This window comes from Cellulomonas sp. ES6, from assembly GCF_030053835.1.
Taxonomy (GTDB): domain Bacteria; phylum Actinomycetota; class Actinomycetes; order Actinomycetales; family Cellulomonadaceae; genus Cellulomonas.
The window spans coordinates 1,438,078-1,456,174 of sequence record NZ_CP125655.1; the positions used below are offsets into that span (position 1 = coordinate 1,438,078).

The 18,097-nt window shown below is 69.3% G+C and carries 27 protein-coding genes; 23 read left to right on the forward strand and 4 right to left on the reverse strand.

Features of this window, described 5'->3' with window-relative positions; genetic code table 11:
- The first annotated feature begins 31 nt into the window (after nt 1-31).
- The gene (locus P9841_RS06715; RefSeq protein WP_283321261.1) at nt 32-1,321 is read left to right on the forward strand and encodes a tyrosine-type recombinase/integrase; all 1,290 of its coding nucleotides are present in this window, start codon (nt 32-34) and stop codon (nt 1,319-1,321) included.
- Here the strand turns inward: P9841_RS06715 and P9841_RS06720 are convergent.
- The 4 genes from P9841_RS06720 to P9841_RS06735 all read right to left on the reverse strand — a co-directional run bounded on the left by P9841_RS06720 (nt 1,282) and on the right by P9841_RS06735 (nt 4,441).
- Nucleotides 1,282-1,863 carry a hypothetical protein gene (locus P9841_RS06720; protein WP_283321263.1) on the reverse strand — a complete coding sequence of 194 codons (582 nt, stop codon included), beginning with the start codon at nt 1,861-1,863 and terminating at the stop codon, nt 1,282-1,284. The genes P9841_RS06715 and P9841_RS06720 overlap by 40 nt on opposite strands.
- A gap of 17 nt (nt 1,864-1,880) precedes the next feature.
- Complete coding sequence (locus P9841_RS06725; RefSeq protein ID WP_283321264.1) at nt 1,881-2,825, reverse strand: hypothetical protein; 945 nt, start codon at nt 2,823-2,825, stop codon at nt 1,881-1,883.
- A 112-nt stretch (nt 2,826-2,937) separates the two neighbouring features.
- Nucleotides 2,938-3,705, reverse strand: a complete 768-nt coding sequence (locus P9841_RS06730) for a hypothetical protein (protein ID WP_283321266.1) — start codon at nt 3,703-3,705, stop codon at nt 2,938-2,940.
- 121 nt (nt 3,706-3,826) lie between these two features.
- Complete coding sequence (locus tag P9841_RS06735; RefSeq protein WP_283321267.1) at nt 3,827-4,441, reverse strand: hypothetical protein; 615 nt, start codon at nt 4,439-4,441, stop codon at nt 3,827-3,829.
- 246 nt (nt 4,442-4,687) lie between these two features.
- Here P9841_RS06735 and P9841_RS06740 point away from each other — a divergent pair, with 246 nt between their 5' ends.
- The 22 genes from P9841_RS06740 (at nt 4,688) to P9841_RS06840 (ending at nt 18,094) form a co-directional block, all read left to right on the forward strand.
- Entirely contained in the window at nt 4,688-4,825 is a 138-nt protein-coding gene (locus P9841_RS06740; RefSeq protein ID WP_283321269.1) for a hypothetical protein, read from the forward strand.
- Nucleotides 4,826-4,898: 73 nt separating this feature from the next.
- Nucleotides 4,899-5,672, forward strand: a complete 774-nt coding sequence (locus tag P9841_RS06745; protein ID WP_283321270.1) for a phage antirepressor N-terminal domain-containing protein — start codon at nt 4,899-4,901, stop codon at nt 5,670-5,672.
- A complete protein-coding gene (locus tag P9841_RS06750) occupies nt 5,669-5,815 on the forward strand; it encodes a hypothetical protein (RefSeq protein ID WP_283321272.1) in 147 nt (48 codons plus the stop codon). Before P9841_RS06745 ends, P9841_RS06750 begins: the two co-directional genes overlap by 4 nt.
- On the forward strand, nt 5,812-6,021 hold the full coding sequence (locus P9841_RS06755) for a hypothetical protein (RefSeq protein ID WP_283321273.1): 210 nt from the start codon (nt 5,812-5,814) through the stop codon (nt 6,019-6,021). The genes P9841_RS06750 and P9841_RS06755 overlap by 4 nt, the downstream gene beginning before the upstream one ends.
- Nucleotides 6,022-6,107: 86 nt before the next feature.
- Entirely contained in the window at nt 6,108-6,812 is a 705-nt protein-coding gene (locus P9841_RS06760; protein ID WP_283321274.1) for a DUF6907 domain-containing protein, read from the forward strand.
- Nucleotides 6,809-7,396, forward strand: a complete 588-nt coding sequence (locus P9841_RS06765) for a hypothetical protein (protein ID WP_283321275.1) — start codon at nt 6,809-6,811, stop codon at nt 7,394-7,396. Before P9841_RS06760 ends, P9841_RS06765 begins: the two co-directional genes overlap by 4 nt.
- Nucleotides 7,393-7,581 (forward strand): hypothetical protein, encoded by a 189-nt coding sequence (locus tag P9841_RS06770; RefSeq protein ID WP_283321276.1) that lies wholly within the window; start codon nt 7,393-7,395, stop codon nt 7,579-7,581. Before P9841_RS06765 ends, P9841_RS06770 begins: the two co-directional genes overlap by 4 nt.
- On the forward strand, nt 7,578-7,811 hold the full coding sequence (locus P9841_RS06775; RefSeq protein WP_283321277.1) for a hypothetical protein: 234 nt from the start codon (nt 7,578-7,580) through the stop codon (nt 7,809-7,811). Before P9841_RS06770 ends, P9841_RS06775 begins: the two co-directional genes overlap by 4 nt.
- Nucleotides 7,812-8,423: a hypothetical protein gene (locus P9841_RS06780; RefSeq protein ID WP_283321278.1), complete on the forward strand. Its 612-nt coding sequence runs from the start codon at nt 7,812-7,814 to the stop codon at nt 8,421-8,423.
- The gene (locus tag P9841_RS06785; RefSeq protein WP_283321280.1) at nt 8,420-8,911 is read left to right on the forward strand and encodes a hypothetical protein; all 492 of its coding nucleotides are present in this window, start codon (nt 8,420-8,422) and stop codon (nt 8,909-8,911) included. The genes P9841_RS06780 and P9841_RS06785 overlap by 4 nt, the downstream gene beginning before the upstream one ends.
- Nucleotides 8,912-8,984: 73 nt before the next feature.
- Nucleotides 8,985-9,476, forward strand: a complete 492-nt coding sequence (locus P9841_RS06790; RefSeq protein ID WP_283321282.1) for a hypothetical protein — start codon at nt 8,985-8,987, stop codon at nt 9,474-9,476.
- An 8-nt stretch (nt 9,477-9,484) separates the two neighbouring features.
- Nucleotides 9,485-10,291, forward strand: a complete 807-nt coding sequence (locus tag P9841_RS06795) for an LvrA C-terminal domain-related protein (protein ID WP_283321283.1) — start codon at nt 9,485-9,487, stop codon at nt 10,289-10,291.
- A gap of 2 nt (nt 10,292-10,293) precedes the next feature.
- Nucleotides 10,294-10,692 carry a hypothetical protein gene (locus tag P9841_RS06800; RefSeq protein WP_283321284.1) on the forward strand — a complete coding sequence of 133 codons (399 nt, stop codon included), beginning with the start codon at nt 10,294-10,296 and terminating at the stop codon, nt 10,690-10,692.
- Nucleotides 10,689-11,963, forward strand: a complete 1,275-nt coding sequence (locus P9841_RS06805) for a replicative DNA helicase (protein WP_283321285.1) — start codon at nt 10,689-10,691, stop codon at nt 11,961-11,963. Before P9841_RS06800 ends, P9841_RS06805 begins: the two co-directional genes overlap by 4 nt.
- A gap of 50 nt (nt 11,964-12,013) precedes the next feature.
- On the forward strand, nt 12,014-13,033 hold the full coding sequence (locus tag P9841_RS06810; protein ID WP_283321286.1) for a hypothetical protein: 1,020 nt from the start codon (nt 12,014-12,016) through the stop codon (nt 13,031-13,033).
- A gap of 176 nt (nt 13,034-13,209) precedes the next feature.
- Nucleotides 13,210-13,899: a DUF4145 domain-containing protein gene (locus tag P9841_RS06815; protein ID WP_283321287.1), complete on the forward strand. Its 690-nt coding sequence runs from the start codon at nt 13,210-13,212 to the stop codon at nt 13,897-13,899.
- Between the two features lie 165 nt (nt 13,900-14,064).
- Nucleotides 14,065-14,652, forward strand: coding sequence for an SDR family oxidoreductase (locus P9841_RS06820; RefSeq protein WP_283321288.1), 588 nt, complete (start codon nt 14,065-14,067; stop codon nt 14,650-14,652).
- 62 nt (nt 14,653-14,714) lie between these two features.
- Nucleotides 14,715-15,053: a hypothetical protein gene (locus P9841_RS06825; RefSeq protein ID WP_283321289.1), complete on the forward strand. Its 339-nt coding sequence runs from the start codon at nt 14,715-14,717 to the stop codon at nt 15,051-15,053.
- A 192-nt stretch (nt 15,054-15,245) separates the two neighbouring features.
- The gene (locus P9841_RS19080) at nt 15,246-15,407 is read left to right on the forward strand and encodes an HNH endonuclease signature motif containing protein (protein WP_502848868.1); all 162 of its coding nucleotides are present in this window, start codon (nt 15,246-15,248) and stop codon (nt 15,405-15,407) included.
- Nucleotides 15,408-15,511: 104 nt separating this feature from the next.
- Nucleotides 15,512-15,877, forward strand: coding sequence for a terminase small subunit (locus tag P9841_RS06830; RefSeq protein ID WP_283321291.1), 366 nt, complete (start codon nt 15,512-15,514; stop codon nt 15,875-15,877).
- A gap of 160 nt (nt 15,878-16,037) precedes the next feature.
- Nucleotides 16,038-17,522 carry a terminase large subunit domain-containing protein gene (locus tag P9841_RS06835; protein ID WP_283321292.1) on the forward strand — a complete coding sequence of 495 codons (1,485 nt, stop codon included), beginning with the start codon at nt 16,038-16,040 and terminating at the stop codon, nt 17,520-17,522.
- Nucleotides 17,523-17,536: 14 nt separating this feature from the next.
- Nucleotides 17,537-18,094: an NUMOD4 motif-containing HNH endonuclease gene (locus P9841_RS06840; RefSeq protein WP_283321294.1), complete on the forward strand. Its 558-nt coding sequence runs from the start codon at nt 17,537-17,539 to the stop codon at nt 18,092-18,094.
- The last annotated feature ends 3 nt before the right edge of the window (nt 18,095-18,097 follow it).

Sequence of the window (18,097 nt, forward strand, 5' to 3'; positions counted from 1 at the left end):
CCTACTTGTCCCCCTGTTGAGAGGATCCGCGATGGCAGAGCGCAAGCGCCGGCAGTACGGCACCGGCGGCGTCTCCTGGGACCCCTCGAAGAAGCGTTGGGTCGGGACGATCGAGGCCGGAGTGACCGCGAAGGGCACCCGCCGGAAGATCAAGGTCTCGGGCCGCACCGAGGCCGAGGCGAAGACGAGGCTGAAGGAGCGGCAGAGGAAGATCGCCGCCGAGGGCCTGCCGGTCGAAGGCGCCTCGGCCCGCGTCACGGTGCAGAAGTGGGCTGGGGAGTGGATCACCCGTCGCCCCGCCGAGGTCCGGCACACGTCGGCTGCCACGGACACCTCGCAGGTCCGCAAGTGGGTCATCCCGACGATCGGCCACCGCCGCCTCGACCAGCTGACGCCGGCGGACGTCCGCTCGGTCACCGCAGCAATCATCGGCTCGGGACTGTCGACCTCGACCGCGCAGCGCGCTCAGGTCGTGCTGACCAAGATGCTGCGCGACGCGATCCTCGAGGGGTACGACGTGCCGCAGCGCGTCCTGCTCGTCCCGGCGCCGGCGAAGGCCGTGAACGATCGGGACGCCATCTCGATCGTGGACGCGCACGCCATGCTTGCCGCGGCCGCGACCCACCCCGACGGCTCCCGCTGGGTTGCCGCGTTCCTTCAGGGCATGCGGCAGGGAGAGTGCCTCGGGCTCACGTGGGACCTGGTCGACCTCGACAACGGGACCATCGACATCTCCTGGCAGCTCGACGCACTGCCCTACAAGGTGAAGCGCGACCGGTCGTCGGGGTTCCAGATCAAGCCGGGCCTCCCCCACCGGCACCTCGTCGACCGTTGGCACCTCGTCCCGCCGAAGACTGCGAACGGCCAGCGGATCATCCCGCTCGTCCCGTGGATGACCGCGGCGCTCGCGGCCTGGCGGGAGATCTGCCCGCCGTCGAAGTGGAACCTGGTGTGGCCGAACCCGGACGGGACACCTCGCTCGGAGGTGACCGACCGAGAGGCCTGGTGGGCGCTGCAGGACCAGGCTCAGGTCGCCCGGATCGACGACACCGTCGGCCGGCGCTACGAGCTCCACGAAGCGCGGCACACCACAGCCACGCTGCTCCTCGAGGCCGGCGTCGACCCGAAGGTCGTCGAGGCGATCCTCGGCCACTCCACGATCGTGACCAGTCGCGGGTACCAGCACGTATCCCAGGTGCTCGCGCGCAAGGCGCTCGACGACGTAGCCGCCCGGCTTGGCTTGGTGCCCACACAAGAACTCACCGCGACGACGACCGGCGATCACCCCGCCGAACTGCGCTTCGTCCGATCTTCGCTCTGAACCAGTTCTGGGCCGTAGTCAGCTCCGAACACGTCCACATAGACGCCGAAGAGCCTCCGAATCACCGTCAGTAGAGTGATGCCAAGATGAGCGGCGACTCCAGCGACGACGCCCGCGGTGAACGGCGCGACTACCGGGGCACGAAGATCGTCGAAGGTCGCGACGACGGCCAGGAGAAACGTGAGGAACGCCGCCACGGCGGCCGAGTACAGCGAGCTCGCGACGGCCGAGCCAATGAGCCGCTGTAGGTTGCGCCGGTAGACAGTGCTCTTGCTGTCTCCGACGCGGATTCTGAGGTTCACGAGGAAGACGAAGGTCGTGAGCATCGCTCCAACCAGGAGGCTGGTCGCCGCGAGCAGTTGAGAGATGCCATTCGAGACCGGCGCGCCCAACCAGATCGCCGCTCCTGCGACGACGCTAGTGAGCATCGGCACGCCGGCGTACACAAGTCGATCGCTACGCCGCATCCTCTGACTGCCAGGAGGACGCATCGACCAGAGGTGCTTCTCTACGACCGGCGTGATCTTGAACCTGTCGAACATCTCACGCCACCTCTCCACTACGTAGTCGGGGCCTCCGGCCACCACTGAGGAGGTAGCTCAACCCCGAGTTCCTGGAACAGGTCCAGCACAGCACCTCGGCTCTGGTCCAGGAAGCCCTGGTGATCGGGACGTTCGTCATCGGCGAAGACGTACGTGAACGAGGGCAACGCCTGACTGACGTTGATGGTCCGCTCGCGACCGTCCTTGACGACGATGATCCTCTGCTCATCGAAGTCTTCGTCATGGTAGTCGCGCAGTCCGACAACGGTGGCGAGGTCCAACTGGTCGCGGAGGCTCTGCTCGGGCGAGGCGCCGCGCAGTCTCCCGATGATCCCCTGAGCCACGTCGCCGGTAGACGAAAGCGCGAACCGGAGACGCGCCGCAGTCAGGCCGCCGCCGGTGGCGAACGGTGTTCGGTCCTCCGAACGTCGCACGCTCTGCGCGAACTCGACTCCAACGATCCCGGCGTCCTGATCGGCCAGGAACTTGCCCCACGCCACACCGTCCGCGACCTCCCGTCGAAGCCGCAGAGAGAGCCCGTCACCCTTGAGGCGCGTGTTCACGCGGGTGACGAAACCCGCAGTGTGGTGGGTCCTGCCTTTCACCTCCGAGACCATCACGGCGTCCTGACCGTGCTCAGGAACGACCAGTACGACTCGCGCGTCAGAAAGGACCGCGTCATCAACCGTGATCGCTCGACGCGCCTTGGTGACCCGGTCGACGAGTGTCCGGCTCTCTCCGTACTCACCGCCCTGGACGATGCTGAGCACGCCGAGATGCGAAGGGTGGACCTCGGAGAACTCTGTGTACGTACTCCGGCGCTCGTCGTCATGTCCCTGAGCAAGCAGGGCGACCGCCGTGTCGCGCAGGTACGCCAGACCGCCACCGTTTCCGAATCGAGCGTCGTCGAGATCGAGGTTGTCCTGAGGCCGCCCGTAGGGGGTCACATTGACGACGCTCAACTTGTACCCGTACGTCGCCACAGATCCCCCCGCTGATGTTTGGTCAGGCTTCGCGCCCGCTGTGCGCCCGCGCTGCCCTCGCTGTGCTGGACACGCTAGCGCGAAGAGCGCCTCAGACCTCCCCACACGCCCCAGGTGGAGCAGAGGGGTGCCCGTACAACACGAAGTGCGTTCCGTCCGCCTCAAAGACCGCGACATAGGTAGCGCCAGCGTCCACGGCGGCCTGGCAGATCGCGATCGCCTCCTGCGCTTCGGGGCTGCCGTCGTCCCCGCGGGGGTCGACGATGCTGGTCTGGATCTCGAACCGGCCGGGCTCCGTTTCGGTGACGGCAGAGACCGTCGACCACGACGCGAGCGCAGCCTCGACACCGGCGGCATCTGATGCAGCCTCGCTATCGGCTTCGGCGACGGAGTAGCCGGCGGCTACGCACAGCTCGAGAACCTCAGTCACGTCGGCAGCCACCGACGCCGTGTCCATGCTGAGCGATCCGCTCCCAGAGTCCATCGCGTCCTGCGCCTGCTGGAACGGAACCTTCAGCGATGTCAGGGCTGCGGCGAGGTCGGTCGGCGCCAACTCGATGGCGTCGCCGAGCTTCTCGTTGATGTCGAGGAGCTCATCGATCTGCTCCTGTCCGATGGTGGCACCTATCGAGGTAAGCGCAGTAGGGATGCGCTGAACGATCGACTCGCTGCCCCCGTCGCCGATGACGGCGCAGGCTGCGTCGGCGTCCGGCGTGGGCGCTGGCTCTGTTGTCTCGATCGGAGCGGGAGCGGCAGTCGTCTCGGCAAGTTTCTCGTCACTTGAACTCCCGCAGCCGGACGCCACGAGGGCGACCATGCTCGCGACCGCCAGCACGACCGCATGGGCCTTCATCTTCACTTCGATTCCCCCTGCATCACACACCCGCGAGCGCGGGCTCACTACAACGTAGATCGGCGCTCGCCCTGCGAGGGTTTAGCAATGGGAGTTGCGACAGCGGCGGCGACGTTGGCGTCATTGCTCAGCCTCGCGACCGGTCGCGATCACGGTCGTGAGCCCTCTGCCAGGACTCCCAGTCCCCCCGGTGCTCCTCCGCGTAGAGCTCCAGCGCATCCAGCGCGGCCTCGAGCCCTGCATCGTCGCCGGTACGAGAACTCCTCTCGATCGCGGTCATCAGGCCGCTGGATCCACCCTCGAGCGACACAACGGCGGGTAGCCGCCTCCCCGTCGCCTCTATGTAAATCCCGGCTCCGCCTGGCACCCGGACGTAGACGTTCGAGGATGCGCTCTCGTCGACCTGGTCGGCCGGCGGCATCGCGACCCCGGACGTCGTCGACCGCTCGCTTGCGCGACGGAGCATTTCGGTCGCGAGCTCGACGTCGGTGTAGTCGCTGAGGTCCTTCATGACGACGAGCTGGCCCACCTCGCTCGACTTGAGGTAGCCCAGCTGAACGAGGGCGTCGAGTGGCGACAACCCGAAGTAGCGGGCGGCCTGGATGATCTCGTCGACTGGAAAGCCGTCTCGCATCCGGCGCGTGACCGTGGAGATCGAAGCGCCGATTGCAAGAGCGATCTCCTCTCTTTGCACGTCGCGCCCGAGCGCCGTCTTGAGGTACCAGGGAAGCGAGATGTCCACAGAAGCAGTGTGGCTCACTTCTGGACCTCAGGCAAGCCCTCGGCCAGCACGTTCGTCGCACGTGAGGGTCAGACTTGACCCGTTCGCGTTGACAGCGCCGCAGATGCGGGTCAATCTTGACCCATGCAGACCACATCAGCACCGATCCTGAGACTCAGGGTTGACGCCGTGCGGGGGGCGATGTCCGCGCGAGGGATCACGAGCAACGAGGGCCTAGCGACCGCCCTGGGCGTGAGTCTCGCGACCGTGAAGCGCGTCATGGGGGGCCAGCAGCCGCCGTCGTCTGTCTTCCTCGCGGCGCTGAAGCTCCGCCTCGGCCTCGACTTCAACCTCGCCGCAGAGGCAGTCGAGACGTCCGCGCTTCGCGACGCCCTGTCCGCCTGAGCCGAAACACAGCAGCGCCCCCGCTACGCCATGCCGGGCTACGGGGGCACCTACCAAGACAGGAGCCTATCCCGTGACGGACCTGATCCGCATCCCGTTCCACGACGCCGAGGTGCTCGCGGTCGACATCGACGGCAAGCCGCACATCGTGCTGAAGCCGGCGATCGACGCACTCGGCGTCGACTACGACAACCAGCGCAAGAAGCTCGAGGACAAGTCCTGGGCAACCACGGTGCTCACCACCGTGGTTGCCGCCGACGGCAAGCGGCGTCAGATGCTCGCGGTCGACGTTCGGACCTTCCTCATGCTGCTGGCGACCATCGACGAGCGACGAGTCGGCGAGGCCGTGAGGCCGTTGCTCGTCGCCTACCAGTCCGAGGTCGCCGACGTCATCGAGGCGTACTGGACCAACGGGGGCGCGATCAACCCGCGGGCCACCCACGACCAGCTCACGGCGCTGGCGCAGCAGGCCGAGGCGCAGATGAACGTGATCCGCCTCGCGTCAGGGATCATCGCGCCTGACTACCTCGAGGCGAAGGCCCGCCTGGTGCTGGCTCGGTCGATGGGCGAGGAGCCGGAGATCGAGGACGGCGCGATCCCGGTCGACGTCTACTCGTTCCTCAAGAGCAAGGGCGTGAAGGCCCCCGCCATCGCCCGGTGGTCCGGGTCGTTCGGTAAGCGCCTCAAGGCCCTGTACGTCGCCGAGCGTGGCTGCGAGCCGGAGCCCGTCAGCCGGTTCGTCAACGGCACGTGGACCGAGGTCAAGGGCTACTTCAAGCGGGACCTCCCGCTGTTCGAGCGCGTCTACGACATCATGCGCGCCGACCTCACCGAGGTGGCGGCGTGACTGCGCTGGATCGTCAGGTGGCGGAGACCGCTGAGCGCCTGGCGCCGCCGACGTCGGTCGCGCTGACCATCGGCGCTTGGGCGTCGCTCATCGCCTTCGGGCTGCTGCTCGGTCTCATCGTGTTCGTGGCCGGTGCACGGTGAAGGCGCCGGCCGAGCGCCTCGCGGTGACGCTCAAGGAGGCCACCGAGCTGGTCCCGTTCAGCGAGGACACCCTCGACCGCGCCACCAAGGCGACCGACCCGCACGGGTTCCCGCCCCCGCTGCGCGCCAAGCGCGACTCCCGCGGCCGGCGTGTGGTCCTGATCCGGGACCTCGCGTCCTGGCTCGACTCGCTGCCAGACGCCTGATGAACGCCGGCCTGCAGATGCAAGAGGCGGCGCGCGAGGTGCAACTCGCCGCCGCCGTGATCCCCACCCCTGTCGAGGAGACGAAGATGAGCACCACGGTACCGCAGAGCACCGTAACCAAGCAGCAGCAGGAGGCCGTCGACCGGCTCAACGCGCTCGACCCCGGCGACTCCGTGAACAACGGCGTCCACTGGTACGAGAGCGCCGGTCCGGGCCTGTGGTCCGTCGACCCGGACAGCAAGTCCGCGGAGGTCCTCACGAGCCTCGAGATCGTGCTGGCGGCCACCAAGGCGATTGAGGTCGACCGCGCGTCGAACAGCATTGCCCTGCCCGCGAAGGCGGTCGAGCCCAGCCTCGCCCGGTTCAAGGCGCTCGCCGGAGACGAGCCGCACCCGTGGATCCTGCCCGCGGGGTCGGCGGACCCGTCCTGGCGGGGCACCTGCCCGGCGTGGTGCGAGGTCGACTCGCATGAGGTCGAGGTCGGGTACGGCAGCGACCAGCACCGTTCGCGGCCGATCGCCGTCCTGTACTCGAACGGGTACCGGTGGGAGTGCGACGGCGGGCGTGTCGGCATCTCGCACTTCGAGGTCGCCCTGGAGCGGGTGGTGTCGTCCCGGGACAGCGCCCTCGCGTGGGTCACGCTGGCCCGGGAGCACCGGGGCGAGGGCACCGGGACCACGCTGAGGAACGCCCGGCTCGCTCCTGCGGAGGCGCGTCAGCTCGCCCGCGCGCTTCTCGCTGCCGCCGACCTGGCCGACCCGGACGGCGACTTCTACGAGGCCGGCCAGTGAGCGGCAAGCGCGCTGCTAGCGCACCCTCCTGGGCGAAGACCACCAACTCGTGGAAGCACGACGGCGAGGGTCAGGACTTCTTCCACTACGGACCCGAGCACAGGACCGCCGCGTTGGACGGCAGCGGGGAAGTCGCTGTGACGATGCAGCGCAACGAGTACCGGCTCTACACCGGCGAGGTCCGCGTGTCCGACTCGGTAGGCGTGTGGACCGTCGGTGACGCGAACCTCACGACCGACCAGGCCCGCGCCGTCGCCCACCAGCTGATCGTCGCGAGCCGGTGCCTCGAGGACGAGGCCCCGCCGTGGGGTAAGCCCGGCGACTGGGGCGTCGACGTCGACGGCAGCCGGACCCGGTTCACCGACGGGCTGTCGTTCGAGGTCGAGGGGCACGACGGGTCGATGTCGGCCCGAATGGAGAAGTTCGAGTACCAGCCCGGCCCTGCCGGCGGAGACCCGAAGACCACGTACCTCATCACGACCGGTCCCGACGTCGCGTTCACCGCCGACCAGGCCCGGCGGATCGGGGACGAGTTCATCCGGTACGCCGCCCTTCTCGACGCCTTCGAGGAGGCCGACCGATGACCACGTCCGGCGTCAGCGACGGCACCCCCCAGGCACAGGCCCTGATCTCCGACCTGCTCGACAAGTACGGCATCACCGACCCCCGCACCGCGCACCGGGAGATCCGCGAGCGCTTCTCGCAGGCCGACCTCGACACCTACCGCGCGGCCCTGACGGTGCTCTACGGGAATGGAGAGCTCGGATGAGGAAGAAGCCGAGGGTCGAGCGCTGCATGCGCTGCAGCCGGCGTTGGCGGGGTGCCGACGACTGGAACTCCGTGTGGAAGTCCGGCGTGCTCACGGGGCTGCTCTGCCCCGACTGCCAGACCCCCGAGGAGAACGCCGAGGCCGAGATCAACGCCGTCGGCCTGGACTACGACCGCATGCACAAGCGCGAGGACGGCCACTGGTACGTCCCCGAGAAGGACGTGATCTAGATGGCTACCGACAGCAACGTCGTCCCGATGCGCCAGACGGCTTCCGAGACCCCCTCTCAGGACTGGGCACCGATCCTCGCGTCCGGCTCCGGCCCTCACGTCTGCACGCGGTGCGCCACCGAGTTCACGGTCCGGACGTGGCACGTGGTGTGGCCGGCGAACAGTCACCGACCTGTGTGCTCCGCGTGCGCGCTCGACGACCCGGTGCTGCGCACGTGGGCGCTCAGGTCGATCGCGGCGGACGCCATCGACCGCGCCCTCACCGAGACGGCCGACTCTGCCCAGCGGCGTGCGGTCGCCCTGGCGCTCGTGTCGGACGTCTCGTGGTTCGCGAACTGGCGCGAGTCGGAGACCTACATCGACGTCTACGTGCCGCCGGCGGACGACGGGGACGACCCCGAGGACGACGCGTTCGCGGGCCTGACCCTCGGCGACGAGCCGCAGAGCATCCGCCGAGCGGCGTTCCGCGCGGCGAAGGTGCTCGACCGGCACATCACCGAGGACGACCACCTGCTCGACGCCGTCGAGCACGCCTACGGCAACGGCACCGACCACGAGCTCGCGACCGCCGTCCTCACGATCGTCGCAGCCGCGGAGGCGGTGGGTCCGTGACGTCCAGCGAGCACTTCGACTGGTGCGACGTCGGCGCGTGCGAGGTCGTAGCCACGTCGCCGGAGCGCCTCGTGGCGCACAGGACGCGAGCCGTCGAGGTCATCCCGGGCGTCACGCTCCGCGCCTCCCGCACGCGCGCCGAGTGGACCGAGTCCGAAGGGCCGATCGACCTCACGCTCACCACAGCCGGGACCTTCACGGCCGAACAACTGCACGATCTCGGCGCCGAGCTGTGCAACAACCGTCCCACCGACCGGCTCATCGACTCCATGCTCAGCCACCCTCGGCCCACCGCGTGCCCCGAATGGTGCACAGCCGACGCCGACCAGCCGGGATGGCGCGGACACCGCTGGCACTACGTCGGCGCCCACGGCTGCCTCATCCGAGTCCACGCCGGCCGAGTCGGCAAGACCATGCGCCACCAGGGCGAGTTCGCCGAGCCCGACAGCAGCACACGTCTCGGCCCCCGCCGCTGGATCCGCGACTAACCCACGAGCCCCGCCGGGGTGGGCTGACCCGCCACCGCCCACCCCGGCGGACCACATCAGGAAGGAGACCGGCATGCCGGACCTGAGCCCCCGCGGCTTCTTCGCCGTCGGCGTCTACCGGCCCAAGACCGAGGCCAACGTCGGCACCCTGTGGCGCACCGCGCACCTGTACGGCGCCGCATGGTCACCGAACCATCACCAGCAAGGAGTCGTCATGACCACTCCCGCGATCGTCCCCGCCGCCAGGTCGATCCTCGCCGAGGCCCGCGCCGACCACATCCCCCTGCCGAACGGGAACTGCGACGGCTGTGAGCAGGCTGCCTCGTGGCCGTGCGACATCGTGACCGTCGCCGCCATCGGCGACCAGCTCGCGGACAAGATCGTCGTGCTGGCGGCCGACGAGGACCTCATGATCGAGTCGGGGACCGCGCTCGCAGCAACGGTCCGCGCCGTCCGTGACGCGTGCGACGAGATCGAGGCTGAGGACGGCGGGCACGTCCACCGCGACGTGCTCGACCGTATCCGCGCCGCGGCTACCGTCCTGCACACCAAGGACGGCGCCTGATGCCTCGGATGCGGTACATCAAGCCCGAGTTCTGGACCGACGGGACGCTCGTGAAGTGCTCCCGTGACGCTCGGATGCTGTACATCGGAACGTGGAACTTCGCGTTGTGCGATGAGGGTCATCTTGATGCTGACGTGATGCGCCTCAAGATGCAGGTGTTCCCGATGGATGACGTCGACATCGAGGCACTCCTGCGCGAGTTGATCGACGCCGAGCGCATCAAGCGCATCACCTACGGTCCCGACCGGCGACCGGCGCTCCACGTCGTTCACCTGCGGGAACACCAGAAGACCGACGCCCGGTGGTCGGCCAGATGCCCGGTCTGCACCTCTCTCCACCTCTCCGAACCTCCCCAGACCTCTCCGGACCCCTCCGAAACTCGCCCCAAAGTGCCTAGGAGGGGAGGGGAGGGGAGTAGGAGGGGAATGGGAGAGGAGGGGAGCAAGACACCGTCATCGGCTGCGCCGACGACGACGTCCGAGTTCGAGCAGTTCTGGTCCCTGTACCCGAGGAAGGTCGGCAAGCAGGACGCGATCAAGGCCTTCGCCAAGGCCACGAAGAACGCGTCGGCCGCCCGGGTCATCCTCGGTGCGAAGCGACTGACCGAGGACCCGAACCTCCCGGAGAAGCAGTTCGTCCCGCACCCGGCCACGTGGCTGAACCGCGGCGGGTGGGAGGACGAGCCGTACGCGCCGAGGTCCACCGGCAGGCCGTCGGTGCCGACCACGGACGACAAGGTCCGCGACGGCATGGAGCTCGCAGAGCGGCTGCGCACCCAGCACCCAGTCCTCACCTCACCCCAGATCGGAGCCTGACCATGCACCCCGCTCACGCAGCCGAGCTGCTGTCGCTGTGCGCGTCCCTCGACAACCGGACCGTGAACGAGTCCACCGCCCTCGCGTGGGCGCAGGTGCTCCCCGACCTGCGGATGGAGGACGCCACCACCGCCGTCGTCGAGCACTACCGCGAGCACCGCGAGTGGATCATGCCCGCCGACATCGTCCGCGGTGCCCGGGCAGCCGTCGCACTGCGCATCGAGGACGGGCTGCGCGAGATCCGCGCAGCCGGCATCCCCGAGCCCGACGGCGCCAACCCGTGGATGTACAACGGCGACCTCCGCAGGGCCCTCGCGGACGGCCTCAGCCCCGCCGAGGCCGTCGAGTACGCCGTCCGCGCGCACAAGAACCAGATCACCGAGACGGGAGAGCCCCAGTGAACGACCTCCACCCCGAGCGGGCGGTCATCGGCCTCGCCATGGCGAAGCCCGGGATCGTCGACGGGCTCGACGTCGATGTCGCGGACTTCGGCACCCCGGCGAACGCCGCGGTCTGGCGGGTCATCACCCGCCTCCGGGACCGAGGCGAGCCGACCGACCCGGCGAGCGTCGTCGCGGCCGTCGAGACCACCCGCGGCACCGACATGGACCTCAACGCCGTCGACGCGCTGTGGATCCACCAGGTGTACTCAGAGGCCCCGATCGCCGCGCTCGGTGACCGGTACGCGCGCCTCGTCGCCGACTACGCCGCCCGCCGCAGGCTCGGCGCGCTGTTCATCCGCGGGAACCAGATGCTCAGCGAGGTCGAGAACGCCGCCGAGATCGTCGAGATCCTCCGCGGCGAACTCGACGCCGTGACCCGCGGCACCGCGGCCGTCCGGCTCGTTGGCGACACCATCGCCGACACCCTCGACGCGATCGCCCAGCCGTCCGCCGCGATCCCGACACCCTGGTCCGACCTCAACGACCTGATCCGCGGCTGGCGGCCCGGGGCGCTCTACGTCGTGGCCGCGCGCCCCGGGGTCGGGAAGTCGATCGTCGCGATCGACGCCGCCCTCGGCCTCGCCGAGCACGGGTACGTCGCGATCAACTCCCTCGAGATGCCCGAGACCGAGCTGCACGGCCGACTCCTCGCGAACCTCGCCGAGGTCCCCGTCGGGCGCATCGACGGGCGCGCACTGCAGGAGGCCGACTGGGCGCGCATCTCCCGCCGCATGGACATCCTCACCGGCCTGCGGATCAGCATCGACGACCGGTCCGGGATCAGCCTCACCGACGTGAAGTCCCACGCCCGCACCCTGTCGCGCCGCGGACCCGTCTCCGGGCTGGTCGTGGACTACCTGCAGCTCATGGAAGCCGCACCCGGGGACCGGCGCCCCCGCCACGAGCTCATCGCGTCGTACTCCCGCGGGCTCAAGGTCCTCGCGAAGGAGATGAACATCCCGGTCATCGCCCTCTCGCAGCTCAACCGGGGACCCGAGCAGCGCCAGGACAAGCGGCCCTCCCTCGGCGACCTACGCGAGTCCGGCGCGATCGAGCAGGACGCCGACGTGGTCCTGCTGCTGCACGAGACGAACCTGAACGACGACACCGAGCTCGACGTGATCGTCGCGAAGAACCGCCACGGCGCCCGCGGCGACTTCCAGGTCGTCCGCCGCGGCTGGTACTCGCGCATCGACCAGAAGGGCTGGACACCCCACCGCACCGCGTGACCCGCACCCCCAGCCCCACCCTCGAACCCGCCAGCGAGAGGCAGCACCGCATGACCAGCACCACCGACCACCAGCACGAGTGGACCGAGACCACCGGCCCCGAGGACACCTCGCGCACGTGGGCGTGCACCCAGTGCCCCGCCACCACCACCCAGTGCGCCACCTGCGACCGCACGCTCGACACCACCGGTCGGGTCTGCGAGCACTGCGTCTCCCGCTCCCGCAACGACCTCCGCGAGATCCGCGACCTCTACGCGCTCCTGCCCGACGTCATCGCCGCCGCCGCCGGCCTGCACGCTGTCCGGTACGACATGCGCTTCGGCGCCGGCGAACCCCGCCACGCGACCGACGCCGCGATCATCGGCGGAGCCGCCATGGTCATGGCCGCCGGCGGGAACGTCGACAAGACCCGCCTCGGCCGCGGGGAGACCACGATCGACCCCGCCCTCCTCGAAGCCGAGCGCAAGGACCCGCCGTCCGTGCGCGCCGTCCTGACGTTCTGGGAGGAGGCCTGGCGCGACGAGCAGCACCAAGACGGACCCACCACGACCGCCCTCGCCGACACCGTCGACTACCTCCTCGCGAACACCACCTGGGCCGCCCAGCACGCCCAGACGTGGACCGAGTACCGCGGCGACGTCCGCGACCTCATCGGGCGCCTGCGCTACATCACCGGCGCATCCAAGGCCCCCGTCCGCAACGAGGTCCCGTGCCCCGAGTGCGGCGGCACCGTCCTGCAGCGGTGGACCGACGCAGGCCTGGACGACGCCCACACCTGCACCGGATGCCGGATCACATGGCCCACCGCCGCGCACTTCGCCCGGGCACTCCGCACGACCTACCACGCCCTGCCGGAGACGAACCCCGACGCGCTCATCACCCTCGACGACGCCCGCCGCATCCTCCCCGACCTCAAGCGGAACACGCTCAACGTCTGGATCAAGCGCGACCGCGAGCGCGCCGAGCTCGGCGCCGAGCGCGAGCTGCCCGAGCGCGGCCGAGACGTCCGCGGCGAGAACCTCTACCGCCTCGGTGACATCGCCGCCCGACTCGACCGCAACGCCGGATAGCCCGGCCTCCCGGCGTGTCGCGCTTGGCGGGCGCGGCACGCCGGGTGCTACTGTCCTTCCTGTCACCGGAAATACGGGTGACGTGTCTCCAAGGCCCGACGCACCGGTCACCCACCGCGAGCGCCGGGCCTTCGCGTTTATCGCTCAGACAACTAGCGACTCGATAAGGTGCGGGCATGGCATCCCGGGTCTGCTGGAACTGTGCGACGGACGCTCACCAGACGCTGCTGCTCGATCCAGTGACGGAACGGACGTCCTCGCGATCTCCCCAGCGGAACTACGCCTGGTTCGGCGTCTTCCAGTGCGACCAGTGCGGGTTCGTGAGTATCGGCATGTCGTCCTACGGCCACGGCAGCGTGAATCTCGCCCACCACGCACGCGCCCGTATGGACATCCCCGACGCGATGCTGCAATGGCTGCCCGAGCATGTTCTCGGACGGAGGTTCGACGACGTGCCCGAGTGGATCGCCGACGCTGCCTCCGAGGCCTACGCGTGCTACTCCATCCGCTCCTATCGCGCCGCAATCCTGCTCGCGCGGTCCGTCGTGGAGGCCGTCGCGAAGGACAAGGGCATCGCAAAGGGTCAGCTGGCCGACAAGATCGATGCCCTTGCAGACGCCGGCCATATCCGCGCGCTGATCCAGGCCAGCGCGCACGAGATCCGGCACCTCGGCAACGAGATGGCACACGGCGACTTTGTCGAGCCGACCACCGCGGAAGATGCGGAGGACGTACTCGACTTCATGTCCGTGGTCCTGGCTGAGGTCTACCAGCTTCCTGCCCAGGTCAACGCGCGACAGGCGACCCGAGTGGCTCGCAAGGCTGCGGCTGAGGCACGCAAGACTGACGCCGCTGCGGGGGCCTGAACGCCATCGCGGTCGATCACCACGCGCGGCATCAGCCGGTCGCGACCCGACCACAGAGCGCACCTACGATCACCTCGCCGTCGCAGCGCACCCAGATCACGCCACACGCGCACGCGCTGGAGGAGTCCTGCACGACGAGGAACCACCCGCCAGTAGCCTCGCCGCATGGACTGGCTGCTCAACGCGACGAACTGGCTCCACGCGTACACCGCTCGGTGGCACGACACGTGGGAGATCGCCGGCGCAATCGCGACTACCGCGGCCGTGTTCATCGCCGTCGCTGGCATTCAGCGCGAGCACAAGGCAACCGAGAAGGCCGAGAGCCGGGAGGCCGCAGCCCTCGCCGAGCGCGACGCCGAGCGAAAGCAGCGCGAAGCCTCCGAGGCGCGCTCTAGAGACGAAGCTCGACGGGCGCAGGCCATGCTCGTGATCGCGTACCCCAGGTTCAAGGCCTCGATGGTCACCGGCGGCGGTCGCGCAATCGGGGCATGGCAGGTGCTCGTTTCGAACCACTCGACAGCGCCGATCTTCGACGTCCACGTTGAGGCGTTCCTAGGCGAGACACGAGACGCGTTCGCCGACACGTCCGTCCTCCCGCCGGGGGAGATCGCGCGGCTAGAAACCACCGAGCTCCGTCCCGACGCCGCGGAACCCGGGAGCGTCGTCTACTTCCGCGACCTGCAGAACGTGCGGTGGCGTCGCTACCAGGACGGCACGCTCGCCGAAGTCGACGACAACCGCCAGCCGATCTAGTCCCCGGCCAAGTTACTCCGGGACGGCCATGCCCGGCGGTGAGCCCCCGAGGTAGGTGAACGATGGCTCCCTCACGCACGCACGCCAAGGCGCGCTCCGACACGCGAGCGATGAAGGCCGCGCGGGCCGAGTTCTTCGCCGAGGGCAAGCGACTCGACGCCGACCCCGAGACTCGGCACCTCGCGAACTGCTGGCTCTGCAAGCAGCGCATCGCCTACGACGTCGAGCCCAACACCACGCCCGACAGCCACAACCTCGACCACTACCACCCCGTGTCCACGCACCCCGACCTGCAGCACGACACCACGAACTGGCGACACAGCCACATGCTGTGCAACCAGAACCGCGGGAACCGGGCACCGTCGTCCGGGCTCGGTGAGGAGATCGAGGCGTGGTGGTGACCGCCGGATCGGGGGCTCGCGATGGGCAACGCTGACCGGCGCGCCAGAGACAATCGCCCGTTCGAACAGCGACTCCTGTCGCGCTACGCCATCGACCCGACGACCGGATGCTGGGTCTGGCAAGGCACGCTCACGTGGGGCGGGTACGGGCAGATCAACCGCCGAGGGCGGAACGTCACCGCACACCGCGCGATGTGGGAGCACTTCCGAGGCCCGATCGCCGGCCGCATGGTCATCGATCACCTCTGCCTCAACCGCAGATGCGTCAACCCCGCGCATCTCGACCTCGTGACGTACAGCGAGAACAACCGTCGGCGGTTCACGACGCGCGAGCCTCTACGGACCCCCGCATAAAATCCAGCCCGGACTCTCGGGGGGGCCGACCGCCGGGGGGAGCCGTCCTCTCTCCCCGGGGTTGCCGTCCCGGGGGTCGCGCGCGCGAGAGGCGGTGAGGTTGGGTGGCTGAGTTCGAGCGCGAGTCGCTCTCGGAGGGCCTTGAGCGGGCACTCGCCGCAGCGACTCACCTGACCGATCGGGACGCCGCCGCCATCGCAGCGGCCCGCGCCCTTGCTCACCGGATCGACGTCTGGGACGTGATCGTTCAGTGGGCGATGGAGGACGCAGCGGACACGGGGTCACGCCCGAAGGTGCCGGCGAACGACAACACGTCGCTGCCGACGTACCTCAAGTACCTCGACGCGCTGCAGCTGGTGCCGCCGGCGGCCGAGAAGGCCAAGCCTGGGCCGGCGTCGAGTGCGTCGCCGTCCCAGCAGGCGTTGACCGAGATGCGTAGGGGCCTGAGCGTGGTCCCGGAGGTGGGGTGATCGCCGCGTGTCGGTCATCACGCACGGGTTCACGACGCCGCGGATCTTCACTCGGCCGCTGGCGGAGGGTGAGCCGGGGCCGTGTGGGTGTGGCTGTGCGCTGATTCCGGCGACGTCGCGGGGGTTCGAGGCGATCGCGTTCGCGGAGAACGTGCTCAAGGTGCACCTGATCCCCTGGGAGCGCTGGCTCCTGATCCACCTGCTCGAGCTCGACGCGTTCGGGACGCTGCGATTCCGCAAGGCGCTGGTGATCGTCGCCAGGCAGAACGGCAAGACGCTGGTCGCCGCGATCCTGGCGGCGTTCTTCCTGTACGTGGACTCGGTGCGGTGGCCGCTGCAGGTGAACCCGCGGGACTTCGTGATCGTGGGTGCGGCGCAGAAGCTCGACATCGCGATGAAGCCGTGGTCGCAGGTCCGCCAGTGGGGCGGGCCGGACGACCCGAAGATCGGGATCGCCTACGACCGGGTGCCGCTGCTGCAGTCCGCGACGCGGATGCCGCGGATGGTCAACGGTGAGACCGAGCTCGTCACGCACGAGGGTGCGGTGTACCGGCCGCGGACGTTCGACGGTGCCCGCGGGTACTCGTCGGCGCGGTTGATCCTCGACGAGCTGCGGCAGCAGTACGACTACGAGGGTTGGTCGGCGATCGAGAAGTCGGCGACGGCGATGTTCGACTCGCTGCTGCTGGCGTTCTCGAACGCGGGCACGTACCGGTCGGTGGTCCTCAAGGACGTCCGGCAGATCGCGCATGAGTCGGTCGAGAAGCCGGGTGCGCAGTGGTTCGTGGCGGAGTGGTCGGCGAAGCCGGACGCGTCGCTGGATGACCGGGAGGCGTTCGCTCAGGCGAACCCGTCCGCGGGGTACCTGCCGGGCATGACGCTCGACGGGCTGATGCAGACGGCGGCCGAGGCGAAGAACAAGAGCGTCGAGCGCATCGAGGTTCTGTGCCAGTGGGTGACGCAGAACGTCGAGCCGTACATCGAGCCGACCGACTGGAAGGCCAGGCAGGTGTCGCCGGCCGATCTGCGGATCCCGAAGGGTGCACGCACGGTCTGGTCGGTGGACACCTCGGCGGACCGGTCGACGACGTGGGTCGCGGCCGCGGTGAAGACCGAGGACGGACGCTCGTTCGTCACCGTGCGCACGAAGCGCGCGGGCATCGTGTGGGCCGTCGAGTACCTGCAGGAGCTGGCGGAGGCGTCGGGGCAGCGTGAGGTCGCGGTGCAGGCGCAGGGCTGCCCGTCGGTCGAGTTGATCCCGCTGCTCGAGGCGCTCACTGGCGACGACGGGAAGCCGCTGCTGACGGTGCACCAGATGGACCGGCCGACGTGCGCGATCGCGACGGGCCAGATGCACGACCACGTGGTGCGCGACAAGACGCTGGTCCTGACCGAGCAGCCTGACGTCGACCTCGCGATCGAGGGCGGCCTGGCGACGAAGTACGCCGAGAACCGCTTGTGGTCGCGGGAGGCGTCCAAGCCCGTGGACGTCGCCGGCGTGTGCGCGATGACGTGGGCGCTGTACGCGCTGGAGAACCTCAAGCCCGAGCCGAAGAAGCCCGCTCCTCCGACGCCGCGTGCCGCGGTGCTGGAGGGCGGGTCGAACGGCCCCACCGAGGAGAGCCTCCTCACGGCGAGCTTTTGACCTGGAGGTGGACGGTGTCCGAACGCTGGCTGCCCGTCCTGGGATACGAGGGCCTCTACGAGGTGAGCGACCTCGGCCGGGTCAGGTCGATGCCCCGCGAGGTCCAGAACGGTCGCGGCGTGATGGTCGCCGGCGGCAGGCTTCTCAAGCCCACGGTCTCCGAGCGGCGCGGCAGTCTGATCGTCAGCCTGAGCGTCCACAACCGTGCCGAGTCCCGCCTCGTGCACCGGTTGGTCCTGGAGTCGTTCGTCGGGCCTCGCCCTGACGGCATGGAGGCGTGCCACGGAGACGGCGACCCCGGCAACAACCGCCTGTCGAACCTCCGCTGGGACACGCACGAGTCGAACATGGACGATCAGCGGCGGCACGGCACGAACCACAACTCCCGGAAGCGCCGCTGCAAGCATGGACACCCGCTCGAGGCCCCCAACCTGAAGCCCGCTCAGGCCGCGAAGGGTGGCCGCTCCTGCCTCGTGTGCTCCCGCGAGTACGCCCACGCCCGATCCCAGCGGCGCCCCTTCGACCCTGCCCGTGCAGATGAGCGGCTGAACGCGCTCATCGCCGCGTCCTGAGAG

Excerpts from the sequence above, each read along its gene's own strand:
- P9841_RS06715 (WP_283321261.1), top strand. The coding sequence starts at position 32 with ATGGCAGAGCGCAAGCGCCGGCAGTACGGCACCGGCGGCGTCTCCTGG.
- P9841_RS06720 (WP_283321263.1), bottom strand. The coding sequence starts at position 1,863 with ATGTTCGACAGGTTCAAGATCACGCCGGTCGTAGAGAAGCACCTCTGG.
- P9841_RS06760 (WP_283321274.1), top strand. The coding sequence starts at position 6,108 with ATGAGCACCACGGTACCGCAGAGCACCGTAACCAAGCAGCAGCAGGAG.
- P9841_RS06770 (WP_283321276.1), top strand. The coding sequence starts at position 7,393 with ATGACCACGTCCGGCGTCAGCGACGGCACCCCCCAGGCACAGGCCCTG.
- P9841_RS06775 (WP_283321277.1), top strand. The coding sequence starts at position 7,578 with ATGAGGAAGAAGCCGAGGGTCGAGCGCTGCATGCGCTGCAGCCGGCGT.
- P9841_RS06780 (WP_283321278.1), top strand. The coding sequence starts at position 7,812 with ATGGCTACCGACAGCAACGTCGTCCCGATGCGCCAGACGGCTTCCGAG.
- P9841_RS06790 (WP_283321282.1), top strand. The coding sequence starts at position 8,985 with ATGCCGGACCTGAGCCCCCGCGGCTTCTTCGCCGTCGGCGTCTACCGG.
- P9841_RS06795 (WP_283321283.1), top strand. The coding sequence starts at position 9,485 with ATGCGGTACATCAAGCCCGAGTTCTGGACCGACGGGACGCTCGTGAAG.
- P9841_RS06800 (WP_283321284.1), top strand. The coding sequence starts at position 10,294 with ATGCACCCCGCTCACGCAGCCGAGCTGCTGTCGCTGTGCGCGTCCCTC.
- P9841_RS06810 (WP_283321286.1), top strand. The coding sequence starts at position 12,014 with ATGACCAGCACCACCGACCACCAGCACGAGTGGACCGAGACCACCGGC.
- P9841_RS06815 (WP_283321287.1), top strand. The coding sequence starts at position 13,210 with ATGGCATCCCGGGTCTGCTGGAACTGTGCGACGGACGCTCACCAGACG.
- P9841_RS06820 (WP_283321288.1), top strand. The coding sequence starts at position 14,065 with ATGGACTGGCTGCTCAACGCGACGAACTGGCTCCACGCGTACACCGCT.
- P9841_RS06825 (WP_283321289.1), top strand. The coding sequence starts at position 14,715 with ATGGCTCCCTCACGCACGCACGCCAAGGCGCGCTCCGACACGCGAGCG.
- P9841_RS19080 (WP_502848868.1), top strand. The coding sequence starts at position 15,246 with ATGTGGGAGCACTTCCGAGGCCCGATCGCCGGCCGCATGGTCATCGAT.